The 20,612-nt window shown below is 59.3% G+C and carries 21 protein-coding genes; 15 read left to right on the plus strand and 6 right to left on the minus strand.

Annotation, left to right across the window (positions count from 1 at the left end; all coding sequences use genetic code 11):
* The first annotated feature begins 65 nt into the window (after positions 1-65).
* The gene (locus GPK89_RS13580) at positions 66-1,064 is read left to right on the plus strand and encodes an NAD(P)H-dependent glycerol-3-phosphate dehydrogenase (protein ID WP_215693901.1); all 999 of its coding nucleotides are present in this window, start codon (positions 66-68) and stop codon (positions 1,062-1,064) included.
* Between the two features lie 4 nt (positions 1,065-1,068).
* Positions 1,069-1,851 (plus strand): Cof-type HAD-IIB family hydrolase, encoded by a 783-nt coding sequence (locus GPK89_RS13585; RefSeq protein ID WP_215693903.1) that lies wholly within the window; start codon positions 1,069-1,071, stop codon positions 1,849-1,851.
* Positions 1,852-1,992: 141 nt separating this feature from the next.
* Here GPK89_RS13585 and GPK89_RS13590 read toward each other — a convergent pair whose 3' ends face one another.
* Positions 1,993-2,976, minus strand: coding sequence for a helix-turn-helix domain-containing protein (locus GPK89_RS13590; RefSeq protein WP_215693905.1), 984 nt, complete (start codon positions 2,974-2,976; stop codon positions 1,993-1,995).
* A gap of 82 nt (positions 2,977-3,058) precedes the next feature.
* A complete protein-coding gene (locus tag GPK89_RS13595; protein WP_215693907.1) occupies positions 3,059-3,781 on the minus strand; it encodes a uracil-DNA glycosylase in 723 nt (240 codons plus the stop codon).
* Between the two features lie 244 nt (positions 3,782-4,025).
* On the opposite strand from GPK89_RS13595, the gene GPK89_RS13600 reads away from it, so the two are divergent.
* From GPK89_RS13600 to GPK89_RS13610, 3 genes are all read left to right on the plus strand, one after another.
* A complete protein-coding gene (locus GPK89_RS13600) occupies positions 4,026-5,165 on the plus strand; it encodes a hypothetical protein (RefSeq protein WP_215693909.1) in 1,140 nt (379 codons plus the stop codon).
* A gap of 65 nt (positions 5,166-5,230) precedes the next feature.
* A complete protein-coding gene (locus GPK89_RS13605) occupies positions 5,231-6,103 on the plus strand; it encodes a YitT family protein (protein ID WP_215693911.1) in 873 nt (290 codons plus the stop codon).
* 107 nt (positions 6,104-6,210) lie between these two features.
* Positions 6,211-7,221: a helix-turn-helix domain-containing protein gene (locus GPK89_RS13610; protein ID WP_252261669.1), complete on the plus strand. Its 1,011-nt coding sequence runs from the start codon at positions 6,211-6,213 to the stop codon at positions 7,219-7,221.
* Between the two features lie 327 nt (positions 7,222-7,548).
* Here the strand turns inward: GPK89_RS13610 and buk are convergent, their stop codons facing one another.
* On the minus strand, positions 7,549-8,616 hold the full coding sequence (buk, locus tag GPK89_RS13615) for a butyrate kinase (protein WP_215693915.1): 1,068 nt from the start codon (positions 8,614-8,616) through the stop codon (positions 7,549-7,551).
* Between the two features lie 229 nt (positions 8,617-8,845).
* Complete coding sequence (gene ptb / locus GPK89_RS13620) at positions 8,846-9,754, minus strand: phosphate butyryltransferase (protein WP_078783194.1); 909 nt, start codon at positions 9,752-9,754, stop codon at positions 8,846-8,848.
* Positions 9,755-10,233: 479 nt separating this feature from the next.
* Here ptb and coaD point away from each other — a divergent pair, with 479 nt between their 5' ends.
* The 7 genes from coaD to acrA all read left to right on the plus strand — a co-directional run bounded on the left by coaD (position 10,234) and on the right by acrA (position 16,959).
* A complete protein-coding gene (gene coaD, locus GPK89_RS13625; RefSeq protein ID WP_215693917.1) occupies positions 10,234-10,725 on the plus strand; it encodes a pantetheine-phosphate adenylyltransferase in 492 nt (163 codons plus the stop codon).
* Between the two features lie 87 nt (positions 10,726-10,812).
* The gene (locus GPK89_RS13630) at positions 10,813-12,027 is read left to right on the plus strand and encodes a thiolase family protein (protein WP_215693919.1); all 1,215 of its coding nucleotides are present in this window, start codon (positions 10,813-10,815) and stop codon (positions 12,025-12,027) included.
* An 18-nt stretch (positions 12,028-12,045) separates the two neighbouring features.
* On the plus strand, positions 12,046-12,831 hold the full coding sequence (locus GPK89_RS13635; RefSeq protein ID WP_215693921.1) for an enoyl-CoA hydratase-related protein: 786 nt from the start codon (positions 12,046-12,048) through the stop codon (positions 12,829-12,831).
* Positions 12,832-12,923: 92 nt separating this feature from the next.
* Positions 12,924-13,796 (plus strand): 3-hydroxyacyl-CoA dehydrogenase family protein, encoded by an 873-nt coding sequence (locus GPK89_RS13640; protein WP_215693922.1) that lies wholly within the window; start codon positions 12,924-12,926, stop codon positions 13,794-13,796.
* A gap of 75 nt (positions 13,797-13,871) precedes the next feature.
* Positions 13,872-15,041: an acyl-CoA dehydrogenase family protein gene (locus GPK89_RS13645; protein ID WP_215693924.1), complete on the plus strand. Its 1,170-nt coding sequence runs from the start codon at positions 13,872-13,874 to the stop codon at positions 15,039-15,041.
* A gap of 14 nt (positions 15,042-15,055) precedes the next feature.
* Entirely contained in the window at positions 15,056-15,841 is a 786-nt protein-coding gene (locus GPK89_RS13650) for an electron transfer flavoprotein subunit beta/FixA family protein (protein WP_215693926.1), read from the plus strand.
* A 17-nt stretch (positions 15,842-15,858) separates the two neighbouring features.
* The gene (acrA, locus tag GPK89_RS13655) at positions 15,859-16,959 is read left to right on the plus strand and encodes an acryloyl-CoA reductase electron transfer subunit beta (RefSeq protein ID WP_215693928.1); all 1,101 of its coding nucleotides are present in this window, start codon (positions 15,859-15,861) and stop codon (positions 16,957-16,959) included.
* Between the two features lie 63 nt (positions 16,960-17,022).
* On the opposite strand, the gene GPK89_RS13660 is transcribed toward acrA, so the two are convergent.
* Together GPK89_RS13660 and GPK89_RS13665 are read right to left on the minus strand one after the other, a co-directional pair.
* Positions 17,023-17,700 (minus strand): hypothetical protein, encoded by a 678-nt coding sequence (locus GPK89_RS13660; RefSeq protein WP_215693930.1) that lies wholly within the window; start codon positions 17,698-17,700, stop codon positions 17,023-17,025.
* The gene (locus GPK89_RS13665) at positions 17,697-18,251 is read right to left on the minus strand and encodes a 5-formyltetrahydrofolate cyclo-ligase (protein ID WP_215693932.1); all 555 of its coding nucleotides are present in this window, start codon (positions 18,249-18,251) and stop codon (positions 17,697-17,699) included. Before GPK89_RS13665 ends, GPK89_RS13660 begins: the two co-directional genes overlap by 4 nt.
* 198 nt (positions 18,252-18,449) lie before the next feature.
* On the opposite strand from GPK89_RS13665, the gene rfbC reads away from it, so the two are divergent.
* Genes rfbC through GPK89_RS13680 form a run of 3 tightly spaced genes read left to right on the plus strand, consistent with a single transcriptional unit; the run spans position 18,450 to position 20,612 of the window.
* Complete coding sequence (rfbC, locus tag GPK89_RS13670) at positions 18,450-19,016, plus strand: dTDP-4-dehydrorhamnose 3,5-epimerase (RefSeq protein WP_215693934.1); 567 nt, start codon at positions 18,450-18,452, stop codon at positions 19,014-19,016.
* Positions 19,017-19,025: 9 nt separating this feature from the next.
* Positions 19,026-19,823 (plus strand): ABC transporter permease, encoded by a 798-nt coding sequence (locus tag GPK89_RS13675; RefSeq protein ID WP_215693936.1) that lies wholly within the window; start codon positions 19,026-19,028, stop codon positions 19,821-19,823.
* 54 nt (positions 19,824-19,877) lie between these two features.
* Positions 19,878-20,612 (plus strand): ABC transporter ATP-binding protein, encoded by a 735-nt coding sequence (locus tag GPK89_RS13680; RefSeq protein WP_215694066.1) that lies wholly within the window; start codon positions 19,878-19,880, stop codon positions 20,610-20,612.

The raw sequence follows: 20,612 nt of genomic DNA on the forward strand, positions 1-20,612 counted from the left end.
GTTCCCGGGCGAGCAATGCTCGCCCCTACATTCCAAACCTTCTCGTTACAAGGAGAACTATTTCTATGACTAAAATTGCCGTATTCGGTGCCGGCACCTGGGGTATTGCGCTGGCGCGGCTGCTGGCCGCCAATGGCCGCGATGTGACCGTGTGGAGCGCGATCCCGGCAGAGCTGAAATCGCTTTCCACCACCCGCCGCCATCCCAACCTGCCCGGTATGGAACTGCCCGCCGCCATGCACTACACCGCCGATATCGCCGAGGCCTGCACGGGCCGCGATATTCTGCTCTTTGCGGTGCCGTCTCCTTTTGTGCGTGCCACCGCCAAAAAGGCCGTCCCGCACATCCCGGAGGGCCAGATCATCGTCGATGTCGCCAAAGGCGTTGAGGATAAGACCCTGATGACCATGAGCGAGATTATTGAGGACGAGCTCACCAAGGCAAAGCGCACAGCCCGGGTCGTGGCGCTGTCCGGCCCCACCCACGCCGAGGAAGTCGCCCGCGATATGCCCACCGCCATCGTGGCCGCCAGCGCCGACGAGGACGCCGCCAAGACTGTGCAGAAAATTTTCAACACACCGACCTTCCGCGTCTATACCAACGACGACCGCCGCGGCACCGAGCTGGGCGGCGCGGTCAAGAACGTCATTGCGCTGGCCGTCGGCATCGCGCTGGGCTTGGGCTACGGCGACAACGCCAAGGCCGCCCTTATCACCCGCGGCAACGCCGAGCTTTCCCGTCTGGGCATCGCCATGGGCTGCAAGCCCGAGACATTTGCGGGCCTGTCCGGCATGGGCGATCTGATCGTCACCTGTACCAGTATGCACAGCCGCAACCTGCACGCCGGTATGCTGATTGGCCGCGGCAAATCCGTCGAGGACGCCAAGACTGAGGTCGGCCAAGTCGTTGAGGGCATCAACGCGCTGCCCGCCGCCTGCCACCTTGCCAAAAAGTACAAAGTCGAAATGCCCATCGTGCAGGCTGTGGAGGCCATCCTCGACGGCAAGCTCGAAGCCCGCAACGCCCTGATGGCGCTGATGGGCCGCAATCTGAAGAGGGAGTAACCCCATGGCGGATATCAAAGCTGCATTTTTTGACATTGACGGTACGCTGCTGCCTTTTGAGGCCAAACACCTGCCCGCCTCAACGGTGGACGCGCTGGCCCGGCTGCGCAAAAACGGCGTCAAAACGTTTATTGCTACCGGCCGCCCGCCGGTACATCTGCCGTACCTGCACGCGCTGGACGGCATCCCCTTTGACGGCTATGTCACGATGAACGGCCAGTACTGCTACCTGGCCGACGGCGAGCTGCTGTACACCAAGTACATCCCGGCGGCATCGCTGCAAACGCTGCTGCCGTACATTGAAAAAGAACAGCTGTCCGTCGGTTTTGTAGGCAAGGACTTCTGCCGGTTCAACCTTATCAACGATTGGAGCCGTGACTTTGCCAAAAAGCTGGAGCTGGGGGCCGGGGATGTTGCCGCACTGATCCAGCACGAGGATATTTACCAGCTCAGCGCGTTCCTGCCGCCGGAGAAGGAGGCCGAGTTCCTGCGCCGCTGCCCCGGCTGCCTGGCTGTGCGCTGGGCGGATGATTTTTGCGATATCCTACCCGAGGGCGGCGGCAAGCCTAACGGCCTGGCCCACACGCTGGCGCACCTGGGGCTGACCCGGGAGCAGTGCATCGCCTTTGGTGACGGCGGCAATGATGTGACGATGCTGGACTATGCGGGCATCGGCGTCGCCATGGGCAACGCCTGTGATACCGCCAAGCAGGCTGCGGATTATGTCACGGATGATATTATGAAAGACGGCCTGGCAAAGGCGCTGGAACATTTCCATCTGATTTGATTGTAGGGGCCGGGCATGCCCGGCCTGCAGCCTTGCCATAACTGCTCGTCTGTCTTGCACGACCGGGCCAGGCATGCCTGGCCCCTACATCTCTACAAAAATAACGCCCCCAACCGTTTTTGGTTGGGGGTGCTGCTATTTTCACCGATTCTTCTTCATAAACGCCTTGACCGCAATTACCAGCGCGGCGTACACCACGCCGCCGATGGCCCAGATGAACCAACTGTACTGCGGCTGGCCGTTTCCCTGGGGGCCGAAGGTGTACCACAGGAAGATGGCGACCACCACCAGCCAGTAGGCGGCAGTCAGCGCGTTTATGCGGCTCTTGATGGCTTTGTTTGGGCGGGTGTAGTCGCCTTCCTCCAACAGCTGATCCATGGCGTCCCGCACCGTGCCCACCCGCACAAAGGCGTAGACGCCGCAGGCCACCAGGGCCAGCACCAGGCAGATGGACGCCGACACCAAAAACGACGCACCAACCATCATGGCAGCAAACACCGGCACCGCCGACAAAACGCAGAGCACCGTGCCGAGGATGTTGGCCTTGTCGTACTGCGGCGCAAAGGCGTCGCGGCGCTCCTTCGCAAGGCCGGTGACGCCGTACTCAGTCTCAATGGCCTGCTTTTGCAAAAATTCATACGCCCGCACCGACGCGCTGCACTGCATGAAAATAGCCACCGCTGCGGCGATGATGACCAGCAGCGCAATGAAGCCGATGCCCCCCGCCAGGTCATCCCAGATGCCGAATAGGCCGGCCTCGCTCAACGCCCCCAGCGCCAGCAGCGGGATGGGGGAGACGACACAGAGCGCCGTCGCCAGCGCCAGCCTGGGCGCGTTGGCCTGGGCCTTGGCAAGGTAGTCGTTGGCCTGGGCCAGCGTCACCCGGGGCAGAGGCGAGGTATCGTCCTCGGTGTACTCCGGCTCGGCCGCGTCGTCTTTTAAAAGGTAGTCGGTCGTCACGCCGAACAGGCAGCTCAGTTGCAAGATTTTGTCAATGTCAGGTACAGACTGTGCGCCCTCCCACTTGGATACCGACTGCCGGGTCACGTTCAGTTTCTCGGCCAGTTCCTCTTGGGACCAGCCCGCCTTTTTGCGCAGGGTGATAAGTTTGTCTGCAAAGATCATTTGGGTGTACCTCCTTCAATTTCCTTGCCCTTATCCTACCAGAATCCCCGGTTGCACACCATAAATCGGCCCCGGCAATCTGTCAACTATGGGTTGCGTTTGCGGGCAGATACCAGTCAATTTTCGATACACCGTTATTTTCTAAAAAAGCATTTACTTTGCCAAACGGTGCCGAGCCAAAGAACCCGCGGTAGGCCGAAAGCGGGCTGGGGTGGGCAGATTCCAGCACCAGCACCGGGCGGCGGGCGGCGGCTTTCTCAAAAATCGCCGCGTATTTCTGGGCGGGCTTGCCCCACAGCACGGCGGCCAGCGGGGCCGTGCCTGCAGCGGCGGCGTATTCCAGCGCCGCGCGGGTGAACGTCTCCCACCCATGGCTCGCGTGGGCGTTGGCCGCGCCCTGCTCTACGGTCAGCACGGTGTTCAGCAGCAGCACACCCTGCTGCGCCCAGGGGGTCAGGTCGGTGTGGGCGGCACAGCCGGGGCCGAACTCACTCTCCAATTCCTTAAAGATGTTGCGCAGGCTCGGCGGGGCCTTGCAGCCGTCCGGCACCGAGAAGGAAAGCCCCATAGCCTGGCCCGGCTCATGGTAGGGGTCCTGCCCCAGGATGACCACCCGCACCGACGATGCCGGGCAGGCGCGGAACGCCGCAAAGATATTTTCCGGCGCGGGGTAGACGGTCTTTTCCGCCGCAGCCGCCGTCACAAAGGCGTCCAATTCCGCAAAATACGGCTTTGCCCGCTCCTGCGCAAAAAACGGCTGCCAATCGGTGGCGGATAATCTGTCGAGTTCGGCGGTTAAAAGCATAGTGAATCTCCTCGGTAGCTTTGTAGGGGCCGGGCATGCCCGGCCCGCGCGTGTAAAACAGGCGGTCGTTCACGGGAAAGTTGCGGGCCGCACATGTGCGGCCCCTACATAGGTGCCCTCACACATTTTTCACAAGTATATCACACCCCCGCAGGGGTTGCAATAGCGGCAAAAATGCGGTATAATATCATTTATGCTGCGGCGTGGTGCCGCAAAGCCAATCATAAAGGGGAGAACCAAATCCATGCGTTCCATTAAAACCAAGCTGTTCAGCCTTGCCATGGCTGTTTCCATGGTGCTGGCGCTGGCTGGCTGCGCCATGTCCACGCCGTCCACCGTCGGCTCCATCGGCGGGATCGAGATTCCGGCCGGTATCTACCTGCTGGCCCAGTACAACTCCTACAACACCGCCGCCAACGCGGCAGAGCTTGCCACCGGCGAGACTGCCTCCGACGTCAAGGCCGTGCTGAAGGCCACCTGCACCGGCACCATCGGTGATGAGGAAGTCACTGCCACCGGCAGTGAGTATGTTGCCAAGCTGACCGACCGCGCCATTTCCTACTACGCCGAGGTCGAGCGCCGCTTTACCGAGATGAACGGCGTGCTGGATGACGCCGCTACCGCCGAGGCCGCCGACACTGCCGACAACCTGTGGTCCACCAACGGCGACCTGTATACCGCCAATGGCATTTCCAAGACGAGTCTGCAGACCTACCTGCTCAACGCCCAGAAGGCCAAGGCTCTGCTGAAGATGACCTACGGCCCCGACGGTACGACGCCTGTGGCCGAGGACGAGTACACCGACTTCGTCAACAACGACTGCTACTACATCGAGGCTGTGCAGTTCCCGCTGGTGGATTACTCCACCTACTCGATGGCCGATGACGACCAGAAGGCCGCCATCATGGCCACCGCCGAAAGCTGCATGGCCGAATTGAACACGACCGCCACCGCCGAGACCGCCAGCAACAGCGCCCTGTACACCGCCGCCATGACCTATGTGCCGCAGGCGATGGCCGCCATGGGCAGCAGTCTGGACGCCAGCCAGGCCGTTTACTACGCAGCTTCCCAGCTGTACACGCCGGACGACCTGAGCAGCTACGGCAGCGACGAGTACAACAACCTGACCGACCCGCTGGACGAGGCCGGGCTGAACCACTGGACCACCATCAACCTGGGCACGACGATTTTGGTTGCCCGTAAGATTGATCCGTTCAAGACCTACACCGTGGACGAGCTGAACAGTATGTACGACCTGTTGAGCAGCATGAAGTCCACCGACGTCCAGAGCGAGCTGTACGCCGCCGGTGCCGCACTGGAGCATAACCTGAACAGTTCTGCCCTGAACACATACAGCGCATCCAAGATTAAAAAGAACGTTTGAGCGTAAAACGCTTGGCCGGGAGCAGCATTGTTTGCTCCCGGCCTTTTTGTTGAGGAGGATCCCCTATGACGAAAAACAAATCCGTGAACTTCCTGCTGCAAATGCTGGGCTGCTTTATCTCGGCGGCGGGCATTTACAGCTTTGCGGTCGCGTCCGAAGTCCCCGTCACCGGCGTTGCGGGCATCTGCGCCATTCTGTACCGCCTGTTCGGCATCCCCATGGGTTTGAGCAATGTGCTCATCAACATTCCCATTATCCTTTGCACGTATAAATTGCTCGGCAAATCGTTCTTTATTCGCAGTGTCTACTGCATGGTGCTGTTTGCGGTGTTCACCGACTATCTGCTGCCGCTCATGCCGGTTTATCAGGGCGACCGCCTGCTGGCCACAATCTGCGGCGGCGTGGTGGGCGGCATCGGCGACGCACTGATCTACATGAACAATTCCAGCACCGGCGGCCTGGACTTCATCACCATGGGCATCAAGGCCAAGCACCCGCACCTGCCATTTGGCAACATCACCTTTGCGGCGGCGCTGGCGGTCATTCTGCTCAACGGCGCGGTTTTCCAGGATGTGGATTCTATTATCTACGGTATCATGTTCAATTTCATTGTGTCCGCCGTCATTAACAAGATGATGTTCGGCTTCTCGTCGTCGATGCTGGCAATGATTATCACCGACGACGGCGCGGCCGCCTGTGCTGAGATTGACCGGGTAGCGGACCGCGGCTCGACGATTTTGCAGGGCCGCGGCGGCTACGGCGGCCAGCCGAAGGACGTGGTGCTCTGTGCCTGCTCCAACAAGCAACTGTACGAGATCGAGCACGCTGTCCAAGCCATCGACCCCGGCTGTTTCATCATCATGCTCCAATCCAACGAAGTCCACGGCGAGGGCTTTAGGCAGTTGGAATTGGGGAAGAACGAGAACAAGTCAGAATAAGTAAGTATCATACACACGCTGATTTTGCGCAATTCTATGAAGCATAGGTTGCCAAAATCGGCGTGTTTCTTTATGATAAGGGCAAAACAATGCAGGAGGGTTTTCTTATGGATGCCACAAAAATCGGAACGTTTATCGCCGCCGAACGCCGCGCCAAGGGCTGGACGCAGCGCCAGCTGGCCGACAAACTTCAACTGACGGACAAAGCAGTCAGCCGTTGGGAGACTGGAAAGGGCCTGCCGGATGTTTCGTTTTTGCTGCCGTTGGCCGCTGCTTTGGACATCAGCGTTGGTGAGCTGCTGGCAGGGGAGAGCCAGCCCCAGCCGCCTGCGGTACAGGCCGCCGAGACACGCACAGCGGAACAGCTTGCCAGCTACACGCGGGAGCTTGGCCCGCAGCTGCGCCGCCGCCGTGCCTGCTCAGTGCTGGCCGGGTTGCTGCTGTTTGCCGCAGCGTTTTTGTCTCTGCAATTTCTGCGGCTGTTGATGGGCGGGGCGGGCATCCATGGTCTTAGCGTAACGTCTCTGCTACTGCTTGTCGTTCTGCCGTTTGTTTTTGCGACATTCGCCTTTTGGCTGCTGCGCCTGCTCTGCACGGATGGCCTGGCGGAAACGCGGGCCTTTCGCCGTGCATCTGCTATGGCCGTGGCTGGGCTGTGGCTGTTCGATTTGTACTTTGCCACAGCATTTTCCGGATGTGCAGCGTTCCCGGTGCTGGATTTCTGGCGCGACCCGTCGTGGCAGGCAAATGTAAATCTGGTGCCGTTTCGGCAAATCATGCAGTACCTGCTCTGTCTGGTGTCGGGGCAGGGGTACTTGAACGGCGGCGGGTATGCGTTCCGCGGACATTTTGCCTTCTGGATGAACTTTTTCGTGTTTTCCGTGCCGGTTCTGCTGCTGCCGCGCATCTCGCCCCGCTGGCGCGGGGCAGGGGCCGCCGTCTGGCTTGCCGTGTTGGGCGGCAGTGTGATCGAGGTCACGCAGCTGTTTGTGCGCACCGATACCGCACCATTCCGGTTTGACGTGGACGCTATCCTTTTGCGGGTACTCGGGGCGGTAGTGTTCTGGCGTATCGGCAGGATACCCGCCGTAAAAAAGTTGTTGGCACATCTGTTTTAGTCGCAGTGGATGGGATTTATCCCTCCCGGGGGCGCGGGCCGCTCTTGCACTGTATATCTCTCACCACACCGTAGGGGCCGGGCATGCCCGGCCCGCGCGTGTATGGCAAACACCCCTTCGCAGGAAGGCCGCGTGGGCGGATATGGAATCCACCCCTACATCCTCTGTCCCAGAAATGGCTCTATGTAGAGCGGCCTGAGGGCAGGCCTCCCTACAACCGCCCAATAAACTAAGCACCACTCCGTGGGGCGTCGAGGACGCTGCCCCTTACAAACGCAAAATGCCCCTGGCAGCATGGTTGCTGTCAGGGGCACTACTATTATTAAATTAGTAGTTCTTCGCTTCTTCCTCGCCGGTCATAACGCGGAGAGCACCCTGGCAGAGGGCAAGCAGCTCGTCCTCGCCGGGGTAAGTGGTGACAGGGGCGATCCAGCCGAGGTAATCGGTCAGGGTCTTGGCGGTGAACGGGTTGTAGGCAATGCCGCCGGTCAGGATGATCTGGTCTACTTTGCCGTGCAGGACAGCGGCCATAGCGCCGGCGTCCTTGGCGATCTGGTAGAAGAATGCCTCCCAGACCTGTTTTGCCAGCGCGTCGCCGGACTCCGCCATCTTGCCGACCTCGCGGGCATCGTTGGTATGCAGATAACCGTTGAAGCCGCCGTTGCCGCAAATCTTCTTGTAGATTTCCTTCTGGGTGTACTTGCCGCTGAAGCACATCTTGACCAGGTCGCCCACAGGCACGGTACCGCTGCGCTCGGGGCTGAAGCAGCCCTCGCCGTCCAGGATATTGTTGACGTCCACGACTTGGCCGTGGTCATGGGCACCAACCGAGACGCCGCCGCCCATGTGGATGACGATGAGGTTCAGATCCTCGTAGCGCTTGCCGTTCTCCTTGGCAAAGCGGCGGGCAACGGCCTTCTGGTTCAGCGCGTGGAAGATGGAGCGGCGGGGCAACTCCGGCATACCGGAAATGCGCGCCTTATCGGTCAATTCATCAACGACGACGGGGTCAACGATGTAGCTGGGCACGCCCAGGGAATCACCGATCTCGCGGGCGAGGATACCGCCCAGGTTGGAGGCGTGCTGGCCCTGGACACCGGCCTTCAGGTCAGCCAGCAGGGCATCGCTGACGGCATAGGTGCCGCCGGGGATGGGTTTGAGTAGGCCGCCGCGGCCCACGATGACGTTGAGGGTCTTGGGATCGCAGTCCTTTTCTTTCAGGAAGTCCAGAATGATCTCCTTTCGGAAGTCCTTCTGGTCGATGACGCTGGCATACTTGGCGATTTCCTCGGTGGGGTGGCGCAGCGTTTCTTCAAACAGCAGGGTCTCATCCTCGAACACACCGACCTTGGTGGAGGTGGAGCCGGGATTGATGACCAGAGTTTTGATGGACATTGTGAACGTCTCCTTTTTACATTCTTTGGCTTCCCCCAGGGGGGAAGCTGCCGCCCGCAGGCGGCTGATGAGGGGCAGCCTTATTGTGATTGCCCGCCAATGGATGGCTGCCGCAAACCCGCCCCTCATCCGGCCTTCGGTCACCTTCAGTCTACGCGCTAAGAGCCGCCTTCGGCGGTTGCGCTCCGACACGCGCCTGCGGGCGCAGCCCCTCGGGGGAAGGCATTTTTTACTGGTTCAGTCCAGCCGCGACAACAGCGGCCAGCGCGATGGAGTTGACCTTCGTCTGGAAGGAATCGCTGCGGCTGGTCAGGATGGCGGGGACCTTGGTGCCGGTCAGGATGCAGCCGTTCTTGCAGTCGGCGGTATGGACCAGCGTCTTGTAGACGAGGTTGCCCGCCTGGATGTCGGGGAACAGCAGGATATCCGCATGGCCGGCGGCCGGGCGGTCCTGGGCACCCTTGTGGTGGGCAGCCTCGGGGTCAATGGCAATATCCATGGACAGGGGGCCGTCGACGACGCAGCCGGTGATCTTGCCCTCGGCGTTCATCTTGCGCAGCTCGTCGGCATCGACGGTGCAGGGCATCTTCGGGTTGACGACCTCAACAGCGGCCAAGGGCGCAACCTTGGGGCACTCGACGCCGCAGGCATGGGCCACAGCAACGGTATTCTCGATGATATGTACTTTATCTTCCAATGTCGGGTAGGTCATGAAGGCGACGTCGGTCAGGAACAGCAGCTGCTCGATGCCCTTGACCTCGAACACGGCGACGTGGGACAGGGTGTTGCCGGTGCGCAGGCCGACTTCCTTGTCGAGCACGCTCTTCAGGAAGGTCTTGGTATCCAGCAGGCCCTTCATGTACATATTGGCCACGCCGTCGTGGGCCAGCTTGACGGCCTTGAGAGAAGCCTGCACCTTGTCAGGCTCATTGATGATCTCATAGTCGGAGAGGTCGATGTTCAGCTCGGCCGCGATCTTGCGGATGGCTGCCTCGTCACCGACGAGGATTGCATCGGCGATGCCCTGCTTGTGGGCAGCGTCAACAGCCTCCAGGACAGCGTCGTCCTCGGCAGCGGCAACGGCCAGCTTCTGCTTGCCACAGGTCTTTACTTTTGCGATCAGGTCCTCAAAATTCATTTTACAGCACCTCGTTTTACTCTTTCAGACGCGGGACACTCTCAAAGCCCCGTATGTTAAAATAATAACACGTTATAGTCCATGGGTCAAGAGGGGGAAGGGGAGAAGGGTGTTAAAAAATTGTTTTTTCGACGTTTCCCGCTTTGCAGGGTTCGATGCCCGCCCCTACAAATGGAGCCGATAAACTGTCCAAAAAAGATTTTTTCTGCGTCTGCCTATATAAATAGGTAGTCAGCTTGGTTTTTTTCTCAAATTTAACTGAATTTCAACAAATTCGTCATTGACAAAACCTTAACAAGATGGTAAAACTATATTAGCGGTTCAAGGACACTTGACCGCAGCGGCACCAGTCCGCCGTACTTCCTGACCCAATGGACAACCAAAGAGCCAGCGTCGGCGCAGGTGCCTAGCTTTACCCCTAAAGTTGTTTAATTTTTAACAGGTAAGGCGTTATTCCAAACCGAAAGGTTCACACATTCATGCCAACCATTGCCATGTATCCCGGCAGCTTCGACCCCGTCACCAACGGGCATCTCGATATTATCAAGCGCTCCAGCCGTATGTTTGACAAAGTGATTGTCGCGGTGCTGGTCAACAGTGCCAAGACCCCGCTTTTCACGGTCGAGGAGCGCGTTGCCATGCTGCGGGATGCCTGCAAGAATATCCCGAACGTCGAGATCGACTCCTTCAACGGCCTGACGGTCAGCTTCGCCAAGCAGAAGGGCGCGACCGTCATGGTGCGCGGCCTGCGGGCAGTCACGGATTTCGAGAATGAGATTCAGCTGGCCCACACAAACTTCGCCATGATGCCCGAGATCGAGACAGTGTTCCTGGCGACGGCCATCAAGTGGAGTTACCTTTCCTCCACCATCGTGCGGGAGGCTGCCCACTATGGGCAGGATGTTTCCCGCTTTGTGCCCCGCAACGTTGAAAAGGCCCTCATCGTCAAGAGGGAAGCAGGGGAGTTATAGCGCATTCATGCCGCACGTATCGTCGGCTTGAAGATAGATAGTTACTCAATAGTCCATCCAAAAGAGACTTATTTTAGGAGGCTACTTATGAAAAAGATCGTCATTGCCAGCGCCTGCCGTACTGCCATCGGTAAGTTCGGCGGCACCCTCGCCAATGTCCCCGCTGCAGAGCTGGGCTCCATTGTCATCAAGGAGGCTCTGGACCGCGCACACGTCAAGCCCGAGCAGGTCGACCATGTCTACATGGGCTGCGTTATCCAGGCTGGCCTGGGCCAGAACGTTGCACGTCAGGCTTCTCTGAAGGCTGGTCTGCCCATCGAGACCCCCGCTGTCACCGTCAACGTGGTCTGCGGCTCCGGTCTGAACTGTGTCAACATGGCTGCCCAGATGATCGAGGCCGGCGATGCCGACATCGTCGTTGCAGGCGGCATGGAGAACATGGACATGGCCCCGTTTGCCATGATGAAGGGCCGCTACGGCTACCGCATGGGCTCCCCCATGGGCAAGAGCGAGCTGGTCGACACGATGGTCAATGACGCTCTGTGGGATGCCACCGGCTTCAACATGCACATGGGCATGACCGCCGAGAATGTCTGCACCAACGAGACCTACCAGAAGAAGTACGGTTACAGCCCCATCAGCCGTGAGCAGCTGGACGAGTTTGCCTTCCATTCTCAGGAGAAGGCCGCCAAGGCTATCGCCGACGGCGCTTTCAAGGACGAGATCGTTCCCGTTGTCATCAAGGGCAAGAAGGGCGACACCGTGTTCGATACCGACGAAGGCCCCCGCATGAGCTCCATGGAGGTTCTGGGCAAGCTGAAGCCCTGCTTCAAGAAGGACGGCATCGTCACCGCCGCCAACTCCTCCGCCATCAACGACGGCGCTGCCGCTCTGGTCATCATGAGCGAGGAGAAGGCCAAGGAGCTGGGCGTTGAGCCTCTGGCCACCTGGGTTGCCGGCGCTCTGGCCGGTGTAGAGCCTGAGGTCATGGGCCTGGGCCCCATCGCCGCCACCAAGAAGGTCATGGCCAAGACCGGCCTGACCGTGGACGACATGGATCTGATCGAGGCCAACGAGGCTTTCGCTGCGCAGTCTGTCGCCGTCGGCGAGGCTCTGCACTTCGACCAGAACAAGCTGAACGTCAACGGCGGCGCTATCGCTTTGGGTCACCCCGTCGGCGCTTCCGGCGCCCGTATTCTGGTCACCCTGCTGTACGCCATGAAGCATCGCGGCGCTCACAAGGGCCTGGCTACCCTGTGCATCGGCGGCGGCATGGGCTGCGCCACCATCGTTGAGATGTAATTACCGGAGGAAATCAAAATGTCCTTTGTTACCACTGAAATTCAGGACGCCGTTGCCGTCCTGACCATCGACCGCCCGAAGGCGCTGAACGCGCTGAACCCGGAGGTTCTGGCTGACCTGAAGGCCGCCTTCGAGGCCATCGATCAGAACGCCGTCCGCTGTGTCGTGCTGACCGGCGCTGGCGACAAGAGCTTCGTTGCCGGTGCTGACATCGGCTCCATGTCCACTATGACCAAGGCCGAGGGCGAGGCTTTCGGCAAGCTGGGCAACGATGTGTTCCTGATGATCGAGCATTTCCCGCTGCCTGTCATCGCAGCTGTCAACGGCTTCGCGCTGGGCGGCGGCAATGAGCTGGCCATGAGCTGCGATATCCGCCTCTGCTCCGACAACGCCGTGTTCGGCCAGCCGGAAGTGGGCCTGGGCATCACCCCGGGCTTCGGCGGCACCCAGCGCTTGGCACGTCTCGTCGGCATGGGCATGGCAAAGCAGCTGGTCTACTCTGCCCTGAACATCAAGGCGGACGAAGCCCTGCGCATCGGCCTGGTGAACGCTGTGTACACCCAGGAAGAGCTGATGCCCGCCGCGCTGAAGCTGGCTGGCAAGATTGCCAAGAACGCGCCCATCGCCGTGCGCAACTGCAAGAAGGCCATCAACGACGGTATCAGCCTGCCCATCGAGAAGGCTGTTGAAGTCGAGGAGAAGCTGTTCGGCGACTGCTTCGAGACCCACGACCAGGTCGAGGGCATGGGCTGCTTCCTGAGCCGCGAGAAGCCGAAACCGAAGCCGGTTTTCACGAACAACTAATTTTAGATAAATCTTAAAATCGTGCGCAGCGCGCACACAGGTTTTTTTATCTTTTATCTATTATCTTTTATCTTAAATTGGAGGTAACTACTATGAAGGTAGGCGTTATTGGCGCTGGCACTATGGGCCAGGGTATTGCAAAGGCTTTCGCACAGGTCGAGGGCTACACCGTTGCTCTGTGTGACATCAAGCAGGAGTGGGCCGAGGGCGGCAAGAACAAGATCGCCGCTGGCTATGCCAAGCTGGTTGCCAAGGGCAAGCTGGATCAGGCTGAAGTCGACCGCCGCATGGCTGCTATCACCGCTGGCCTGAAAGAGGATCTGTGCGCTGACTGCGACCTGATCGTGGAGGCTGCTTTCGAGGATATGAAGGTCAAGCAGACCACCTTTGGCGAGCTGGATAAAATCTGCAAGCCCGAGTGCGTTTTCGCTTCCAACACCTCTTCTCTGTCCATCACCGAGATTGGCAAGGGCCTGTCTCGTCCTCTGGTCGGTATGCACTTCTTCAACCCTGCTGACCGCATGAAGCTCATCGAGGTCATCGCCGGTGTCAACACCCCCGTTGAGACCGTTGAGGCCATCAAGAAGATCAGCACCGAGATCGGCAAGAGCCCGGTTCAGGTCAACGAGGCTGCCGGCTTCGTCGTCAACCGCATCCTGATCCCGATGATCAACGAGGCCGCCTTCATCAAGATGGAGGGCGTCTCCGACATCGCCGGTATCGACACCGCCATGAAGCTGGGTGCCAACCACCCGATGGGCCCCCTGGAACTGGGTGACTTTGTTGGTCTGGATATCTGCCTGGCCATCATGGACGTTCTGTACAAGGAGACCGGCGACAGCAAGTACCGTGCCTGCCCGCTGATCCGCAAGATGGTCCGCGGCGGCAACCTGGGCTGCAAGACCGGCAAGGGCTTCTACGTCTACAACGCTGACCGCACCAAGACCCCGGTCGACGCTCTGTAATTTCGTAAACTTACGCGCCTGGCGCGGCAATGTACCGTGCCGGGCCGCGTTTGTTGATATAGGGAGGATTAAGTAATGGATTTTACTCTGTCTAAACAGCAGCAAATGGTCCAGAAAATGTACAAGGAGTTTGCTGAGAACGAAGTCAAGCCCCTGGCCAAGAAGGTCGACGCGGAGGAGTACTTCCCCAAAGAGACCGTTGAGAAGATGGCTAAGCTGGGCATGATGGGCATTTATTTCCCGAAGTCCGTTGGCGGTGCAGGCGGCGACGTGCTGTCCTACGTCATGGCGGTTGAGGAAATGTCCAAGGTTTGCGGCACGACCGGTGTTATCCTGTCTGCCCACACCTCTCTGTGCGCTGCGCCTATCTACGAGAACGGCACCCCCGCCCAGAAGGAAAAGTACCTGCCCAAGCTGTGCAGCGGCGAGTGGATCGGCGCTTTCGGCCTGACCGAGCCCGGTGCCGGTACCGACGCCCAGGGCCAGCAGACCTTCGCCGTTGACGAGGGCGACCACTGGAAGCTGAACGGCTCCAAGATCTTCATCACCAACGCCGGTTTTGCCGATGTGTTCATCATCATCGCCGTCACCGGTTTTGTCACCGACAAGCGCGGCCGCAAGCAGAAGGAAATCAGCGCCTTCATCGTTGAGCGCACCGATCCCGGCTTCAAGGTCGGCAAGCCCGAGGACAAGATGGGCATTCGCGGTTCTTCCACCTGCGAGCTGATCATGGAAGACTGCATCATCCCGAAGGATCGCCTGCTGGGCGTGAAGGGCAAGGGCTTCCAGCTGGCCATGGCTACGCTGGACGGCGGCCGTATCGGCATCGCTTCCCAGGCTCTGGGCATTGCCGAGGGCGCCATCGACGAGACTGTCGCCTATGTCAAGGAGCGCAAGCAGTTTGGCCGCTCCATCGCACAGTTCCAGAACACCCAGTTTGAGCTGGCCGAGATGAAGGCCCGCGTTGACGCTGCCAAGTATCTGGTCTACGCAGCTGCCCAGAAGAAGCAGGCTGCCATGGACGGCCAGAAGGTTCGTTACAGCGTCGAGGCTGCTGAGGCCAAGCTCATTGCCGCCCGCACCGCCAGCGATGTCACCCGCCGCTGCCTGCAGCTGTTCGGCGGCTACGGCTACACCCGCGATTACCCCATCGAGCGCATGATGCGTGATGCCAAGATCACCGAGATCTACGAGGGCACCAGCGAAGTGCAGATGATGGTCATCAGCGGCGCGCTGCTGAAGTAAGGAGGACAGACGTAATGAAAGCAATCGTTTGTGTCAAACAGGTTCCCGATACGCAGGGCAAGGTCGCTGTCAAGGCTGACGGCACGATGGATCGTTCTGCAATGGCGACCATCACCAACCCTGATGACCTCAACGCCGTTGAGGCTGCCCTGCAGCTGAAAGACGAGACCGGCTGCGAAGTCGTCGTCGTCACCATGGGCCCGCCGCCGGCAGAGGGTATGCTGCGTGAGCTGATGGCCCGCGGCGCTGACCGCGGCGTGCTGGTTTCCGGCCGCGAGTTCGGCGGTTCCGACACCTTCGCCACCTCTCAGATTCTGGCTGCTGCCGTCAACAAGATCGGCGTCGGCCCCGAGGATATCGTTTTCTGCGGTCGTCAGGCCATCGACGGCGACACCGCCCAGGTCGGCCCCCAGATCGCTGAGAAGCTGCACCTGCCCCAGGTCACCTATGTCACCGACATCCAGAAGGATGGCAACTCCCTGACTGTCAAGCGTCAGCTGGAGGACGGCTACATGGAACTGAAGGTCCAGACTCCCTGCCTGCTTACCTGCATCAAGGAGCTGAATACCCCGCGCTACATGAGCGTTTCCGGCATCTTCGAGTGCTACGACAAGCCGCTCGAGGTCTTTGACTACAACGCTTTGAAGGATGACCCGCTCATCGAGACCGATACCATCGGCCTGAAGGGCTCCCCGACGAACGTTTACAAGTCCTTTGCTCCTCCGGTCAAGGGCGCCGGCATCAAGGTCGAGGACGCTGCCCAGCTGGTCGGCATCCTGAACGACAAGCACCTGATTTGAGGAAGGAGAAACGAACAATGGCTGAATTCAATGCAATGGACACCGCCGCCTTCAAGGGCGTGTGGGTTTTCTGCGAGCAGCGCGAAGGCGACATCCAGTCCATCAGCTATCAGCTGCTGAGCGAGGGCCGCAAGCTGGCCAACGACCTTGGCGTTGAGCTGGCTGGCGTTGTCATGGGCAGCGGCCTGGCTGAGGCTGACCTCAAGACTCTGGGCGGCTACGGCGCTGACCGTGTTTACAATATCGACAGCCCCCTGCTGAAGGACTACACCACCGATGGCTATGCCAAGGCGCTGTGCGACCTCATCATGGACAAGAAGCCCGAGATCATGCTGATCGGCGCGACCAACCTGGGCCGTGACCTCGGCCCCCGCTGCGCAGCCCGCCTGCACACCGGCCTGACCGCCGACTGCACCCATCTGGACGTCGATGTCGAGAAGTACAAGAACTTCCTGCGCACCACCTCCAACATTGATGTGGACAACACCAAGTTCGAGGAAAACACCAACCTGAAGATGACCCGCCCCGCATTCGGTGGCCACCTGATGGCTACCATCATCTGCCCGCGCTTCCGCCCGCAGATGTCCACCGTCCGCCCCGGCGTCATGCAGATGCAGGCGTTCGACCAGGCCGGTGCTGACAAGGTCGTCATCGAGAATGTTGCGCCCGCTCTGACTGCCGACGACATCCATGTTCAGGTGCTCGACATCAAGAAGAGCGCTGAGAAGCTCGTCGACCTGATCGGTGCTGACGTTGTCGTCTCCGTCGGCCGCGGTATCTCCGCTGACCCCGAGAAGGGCATCAAGCTGGCTGAGGAGCTGGCCGAGGCTCTGGGCGGTGTTGTCGGTGCTTCCCGTGCCGTCACCGATGAGGGCTGGCTGTCTGCTGACCACCAGGTCGGCCAGACCGGTAAGACCGTGCATCCCCGCATCTACGTTGCCCTGGGCATCTCCGGTGCCATCCAGCACGTTGCCGGTATGCAGGACTCCGAGAACATCATCGCCATCAACAAGAACGAGAACGCCCCCATCTTCGACGTTGCCACCTACGGCATCGTCGGCGATCTGTACAAGGTCGTTCCCGAACTCATCAAGGAGATCAAGGCCGCCAAGGCTTGATCCCGCCTGTAAACAACAAGAGCCGTGCCCCGCAAAGGGCACGGCTCTTTGTTTTTTGTATGGTTAGTCCGCCACGGCCGGGGCGGACAGCAGCTCCGGGGGCAGCTCGCTCTCGTCCTCATTGACGAGGGAATCATCGACATCGAATGTCGCATTAAAGGCCTTTGCAGCAGCATCCGCTAACAGATCGACATCGACCAGCTCACTGTCTGCCATGACATACAGCAGCTTATCATCAAAGCTGACCACGCGGGCCTTATCTGCCTCCACGCAGACCCACTTGCGCATGCTGATATTTTCCTCCATCGAATCGGCGACCTCGCGGGCATCGGCCTTGTCCCTGAGGCGCAGCAGCACAAGGCTGTACGCCTGGCTGCCAGTCATCGGCTCGCTGATGACAGCCGCGTCCACCTTGCCCACATTGTCCGCAGTCAGCCCGGCCAGATAGCCGTACCAGGTCTCGTCGGTCAGGTCGATGGCCGTTGTCTCCATACCCATCAGCTCCACCGGCTGAATCTTATAGATTGCGTCCACCATATCGCTCAGCTCGGCGTCCGGTGCCGACTGGGCATTTTCATCGGTTTCGAGCTCGGGGTCAACACCAAATTCCGGGTCGATCTCCATGCCCGGTTCGGGCGTCACGGCGGGCTTGTTCATAAAATCATCGTCGTTGGTTTTGCCGCCGCAGGCGCTCAAAAGCAGCGCGGCCAGCAGGGCTGTTGCAAAAAGCAGCTTCTTCATACTTGTATTCCTTTCTCGGTCAAAATTTCTTCGGGCGCAAAATGGGCGTCCCAATCGTCGCAGGGCAGGGTATCCGTCAGCACCGCTTCGGGGCAGAGCAATAGCTTTGCTCCTTTATAGTGTGCCAAAAAGCGGTCATAATACCCTCCGCCGCGTCCCAGGCGCACACCGTCGCGGCCAGCAGCCAGGCAGGGGATCAGCGCCAGCGGCCGCGCAAAGACTGCCGGATCGGCAGCGGGCAAGTCGGCGGGCGGCTCTAAAATCCCAAAAGCGCCGGGACGCAGCAGAGCCAAATCCGGGATCTCCACCCAGTCCATGGCCGTTTTGCTCAACACGCGGGGCAGCAGCAGGTGTTTGCCGTCCGCCAGCGCCTGGCGCAAAATGGCCGCTGTATCCGGCTCATCCGGCATGGCTGCAAAGGCCAGCACCGTGCCTGCCGCCGCCCAGCAGGGCAGGGGAAAGAGCACTGCCGCCATGCCGCGCCCCACGGCCTGCATATCCAGAGCCGCACGCAGGGTCCTGGCCTGTGCGCGGGCTTCGCGTTTTGTCATCTGCCGCACCATCCTTTCATTTCGTATTATCATAGCACATCTGCCCTCACCCTACAAGACGGAAAAGTCGGACGTGTTGTTACAGCAGCGACAAAATTTTACTGCCATCTTGCCCAATGCGCTATAATGGAGTATAATATAATCTGTATTGTTATGTATATACTGTCCTATAAAATATAGAAAAAGGAGATTCCAACCATGGGCAAGTTTAATTTTATCAAGACTGAGATTCCTGAAGTGCAGATCATTGAGCCGACCGTCTTTGGCGACGACCGCGGCTATTTCATGGAGACCTACCAAATCGACGAGTTCGCCGCTGCCGGTATCGACAAGCCCTTCGTGCAGGACAACCAGAGCCGCTCCACCAAGGGCGTGCTGCGCGGTCTGCACTTCCAGACCAAGCACACCCAGGGCAAGCTTGTCCGCGTGACCCTGGGCGAGGTATTCGACGTCGCCGTGGACTGCCGCCCCAACAGCAAGACTTTTGGTAAGTGGGTGGGCGTGACGCTGTCCGCCGAGAATAAAAAGATGCTCTGGATTCCCGAGGGCTTTGCCCACGGCTTTGTCGTGCTGTCTGACGTGGCCGAGTTCTGCTACAAATGCACCGACGTCTACGACCCGACTGCCGAGGGCGGCATCCCGTACGACGACCCGACCGTCAACGTGCAGTGGCCTGACTGCGGCTGTGCGCACAAGACCAGCGCCAAGGATAAGGAGCACACCCCCTTCGCCGAGCAGAAGTTCGAGTATTTTGAAAAATATTGAGGATAAGCTGTGCAAAATCTGAAAAACACCTTTGCAGGGTTCTGGAAGTACCGCTACCTGCTGCAAAATCTTATCACCCGCGACTTCAAGCTGAAATACCGCCGCAGCGTGCTGGGCGTAGCCTGGAGCGTGCTGAACCCGCTGCTGACCTGCCTGGTCATGTGGGCCGTGTTCGGTGCGCTGTTCAACCAGCGCGGCCAGGGTATTGAGGATTTTCCGCTGTTCCTCATCATCGGCCAGCTGATGTTCAACTTTTTCCGCGAGAGTACGACCATGGCCATGGAGAGCGTGCTGAAAAACGGCCCATTGCTGCGAAAAGTGTACATCCCTAAGTACATTTTCCCACTGGAAAAGTGCTGCTTTGCGCTGGTCAACTTCTTCTTCAGCCTGGTGGCACTCTTCATCGTGGCGCTGCTGACCTGGTCGCACATTTCGGTCAAGACCGTACTGCTGGCCGTCTATCCCATCGTCATGCTGTTTATTTTCAGCCTGGGCATCGGGCTGATTTTGTCAACGCTCTACGTTTTTGTGCGCGATATCATGCACATTTGGGAAGTGTTCTGCACCCTGCTCGTCTACGGCAGCGCCATCTTCTACGACCCGCGCCAGATGGAAAGCTGGATGCAGTACATCATCAACCTGAACCCCATCTACTGGTACATCACCTCGGTGCGTTCCTGCGTCATGTGGGGCGAAGGGCTGACCCCGAACATGGTGCTCATTCCGTTCCTCTGCGCCGCACTCAGCCTGGGGCTGGGCGTCTGCGTCTTTAAAAAGAACCAGGACAAATTCGTCCTGTACATGTAAGGGGGCATCGAAGTGGCAGAACAGAAACCCATTATCTCCATCGACCATGTTTCGATGCGCTTCAACCTTGCCAAAGAAAAGCACGAGAGCCTGAAAGAGTATTTCGTGGCGCTGCTGCACGGCGGTGTGCGCTTTGACGAGTTTTTTGCTTTGGACGATGTATCGTTTGATATCATGCCCGGCGATTTCTACGGCCTGATTGGCTTAAACGGCAGCGGCAAGTCCACGCTGCTGAAAGTCATTTCCGGCGTGTATAAGCCCAGCGCGGGCCGCGTCACGGTCAACGGCACGATTGCACCGCTGATTGAGTTGGGCGCGGGCTTTGACATGGACCTGACCGCGCGGGAGAACATCTATTTAAACGGCACGGTGCTGGGCTACACGCCCAAGTACATCGACTCAAAATTTGACGATATCGTCGAGTTCAGCGAATTGCAGGATTTTCTCGACGTACCGCTGAAAAACTACTCTTCCGGCATGGTGGCGCGTTTGGCCTTCGCCGTGGCGACGATGACGAAGCCCGATATCCTGATTGCCGACGAGATTCTGTCGGTGGGCGATTTCCTGTTTCAGGAAAAGTGCGAAAAGCGCATGGCGGAGCTGCTTTCCGGCGGTACCACGGTCATTTTGGTCAGCCACTCCATTGACCAGATCGAGCGTATGTGCAACAAGGTCGCCTGGCTCGACCACGGCCATCTGCGCCGCTTAGGCCCGACGAAGGAGATCACCGCCGAGTACCGCAGGTTCGAGAAAAAGGACGCCATGCCTGCGAAAGTTACCGAGGAATAA

This window comes from Gemmiger formicilis (assembly GCF_018784445.1).
Lineage (GTDB): Bacteria > Bacillota > Clostridia > Oscillospirales > Ruminococcaceae > Gemmiger.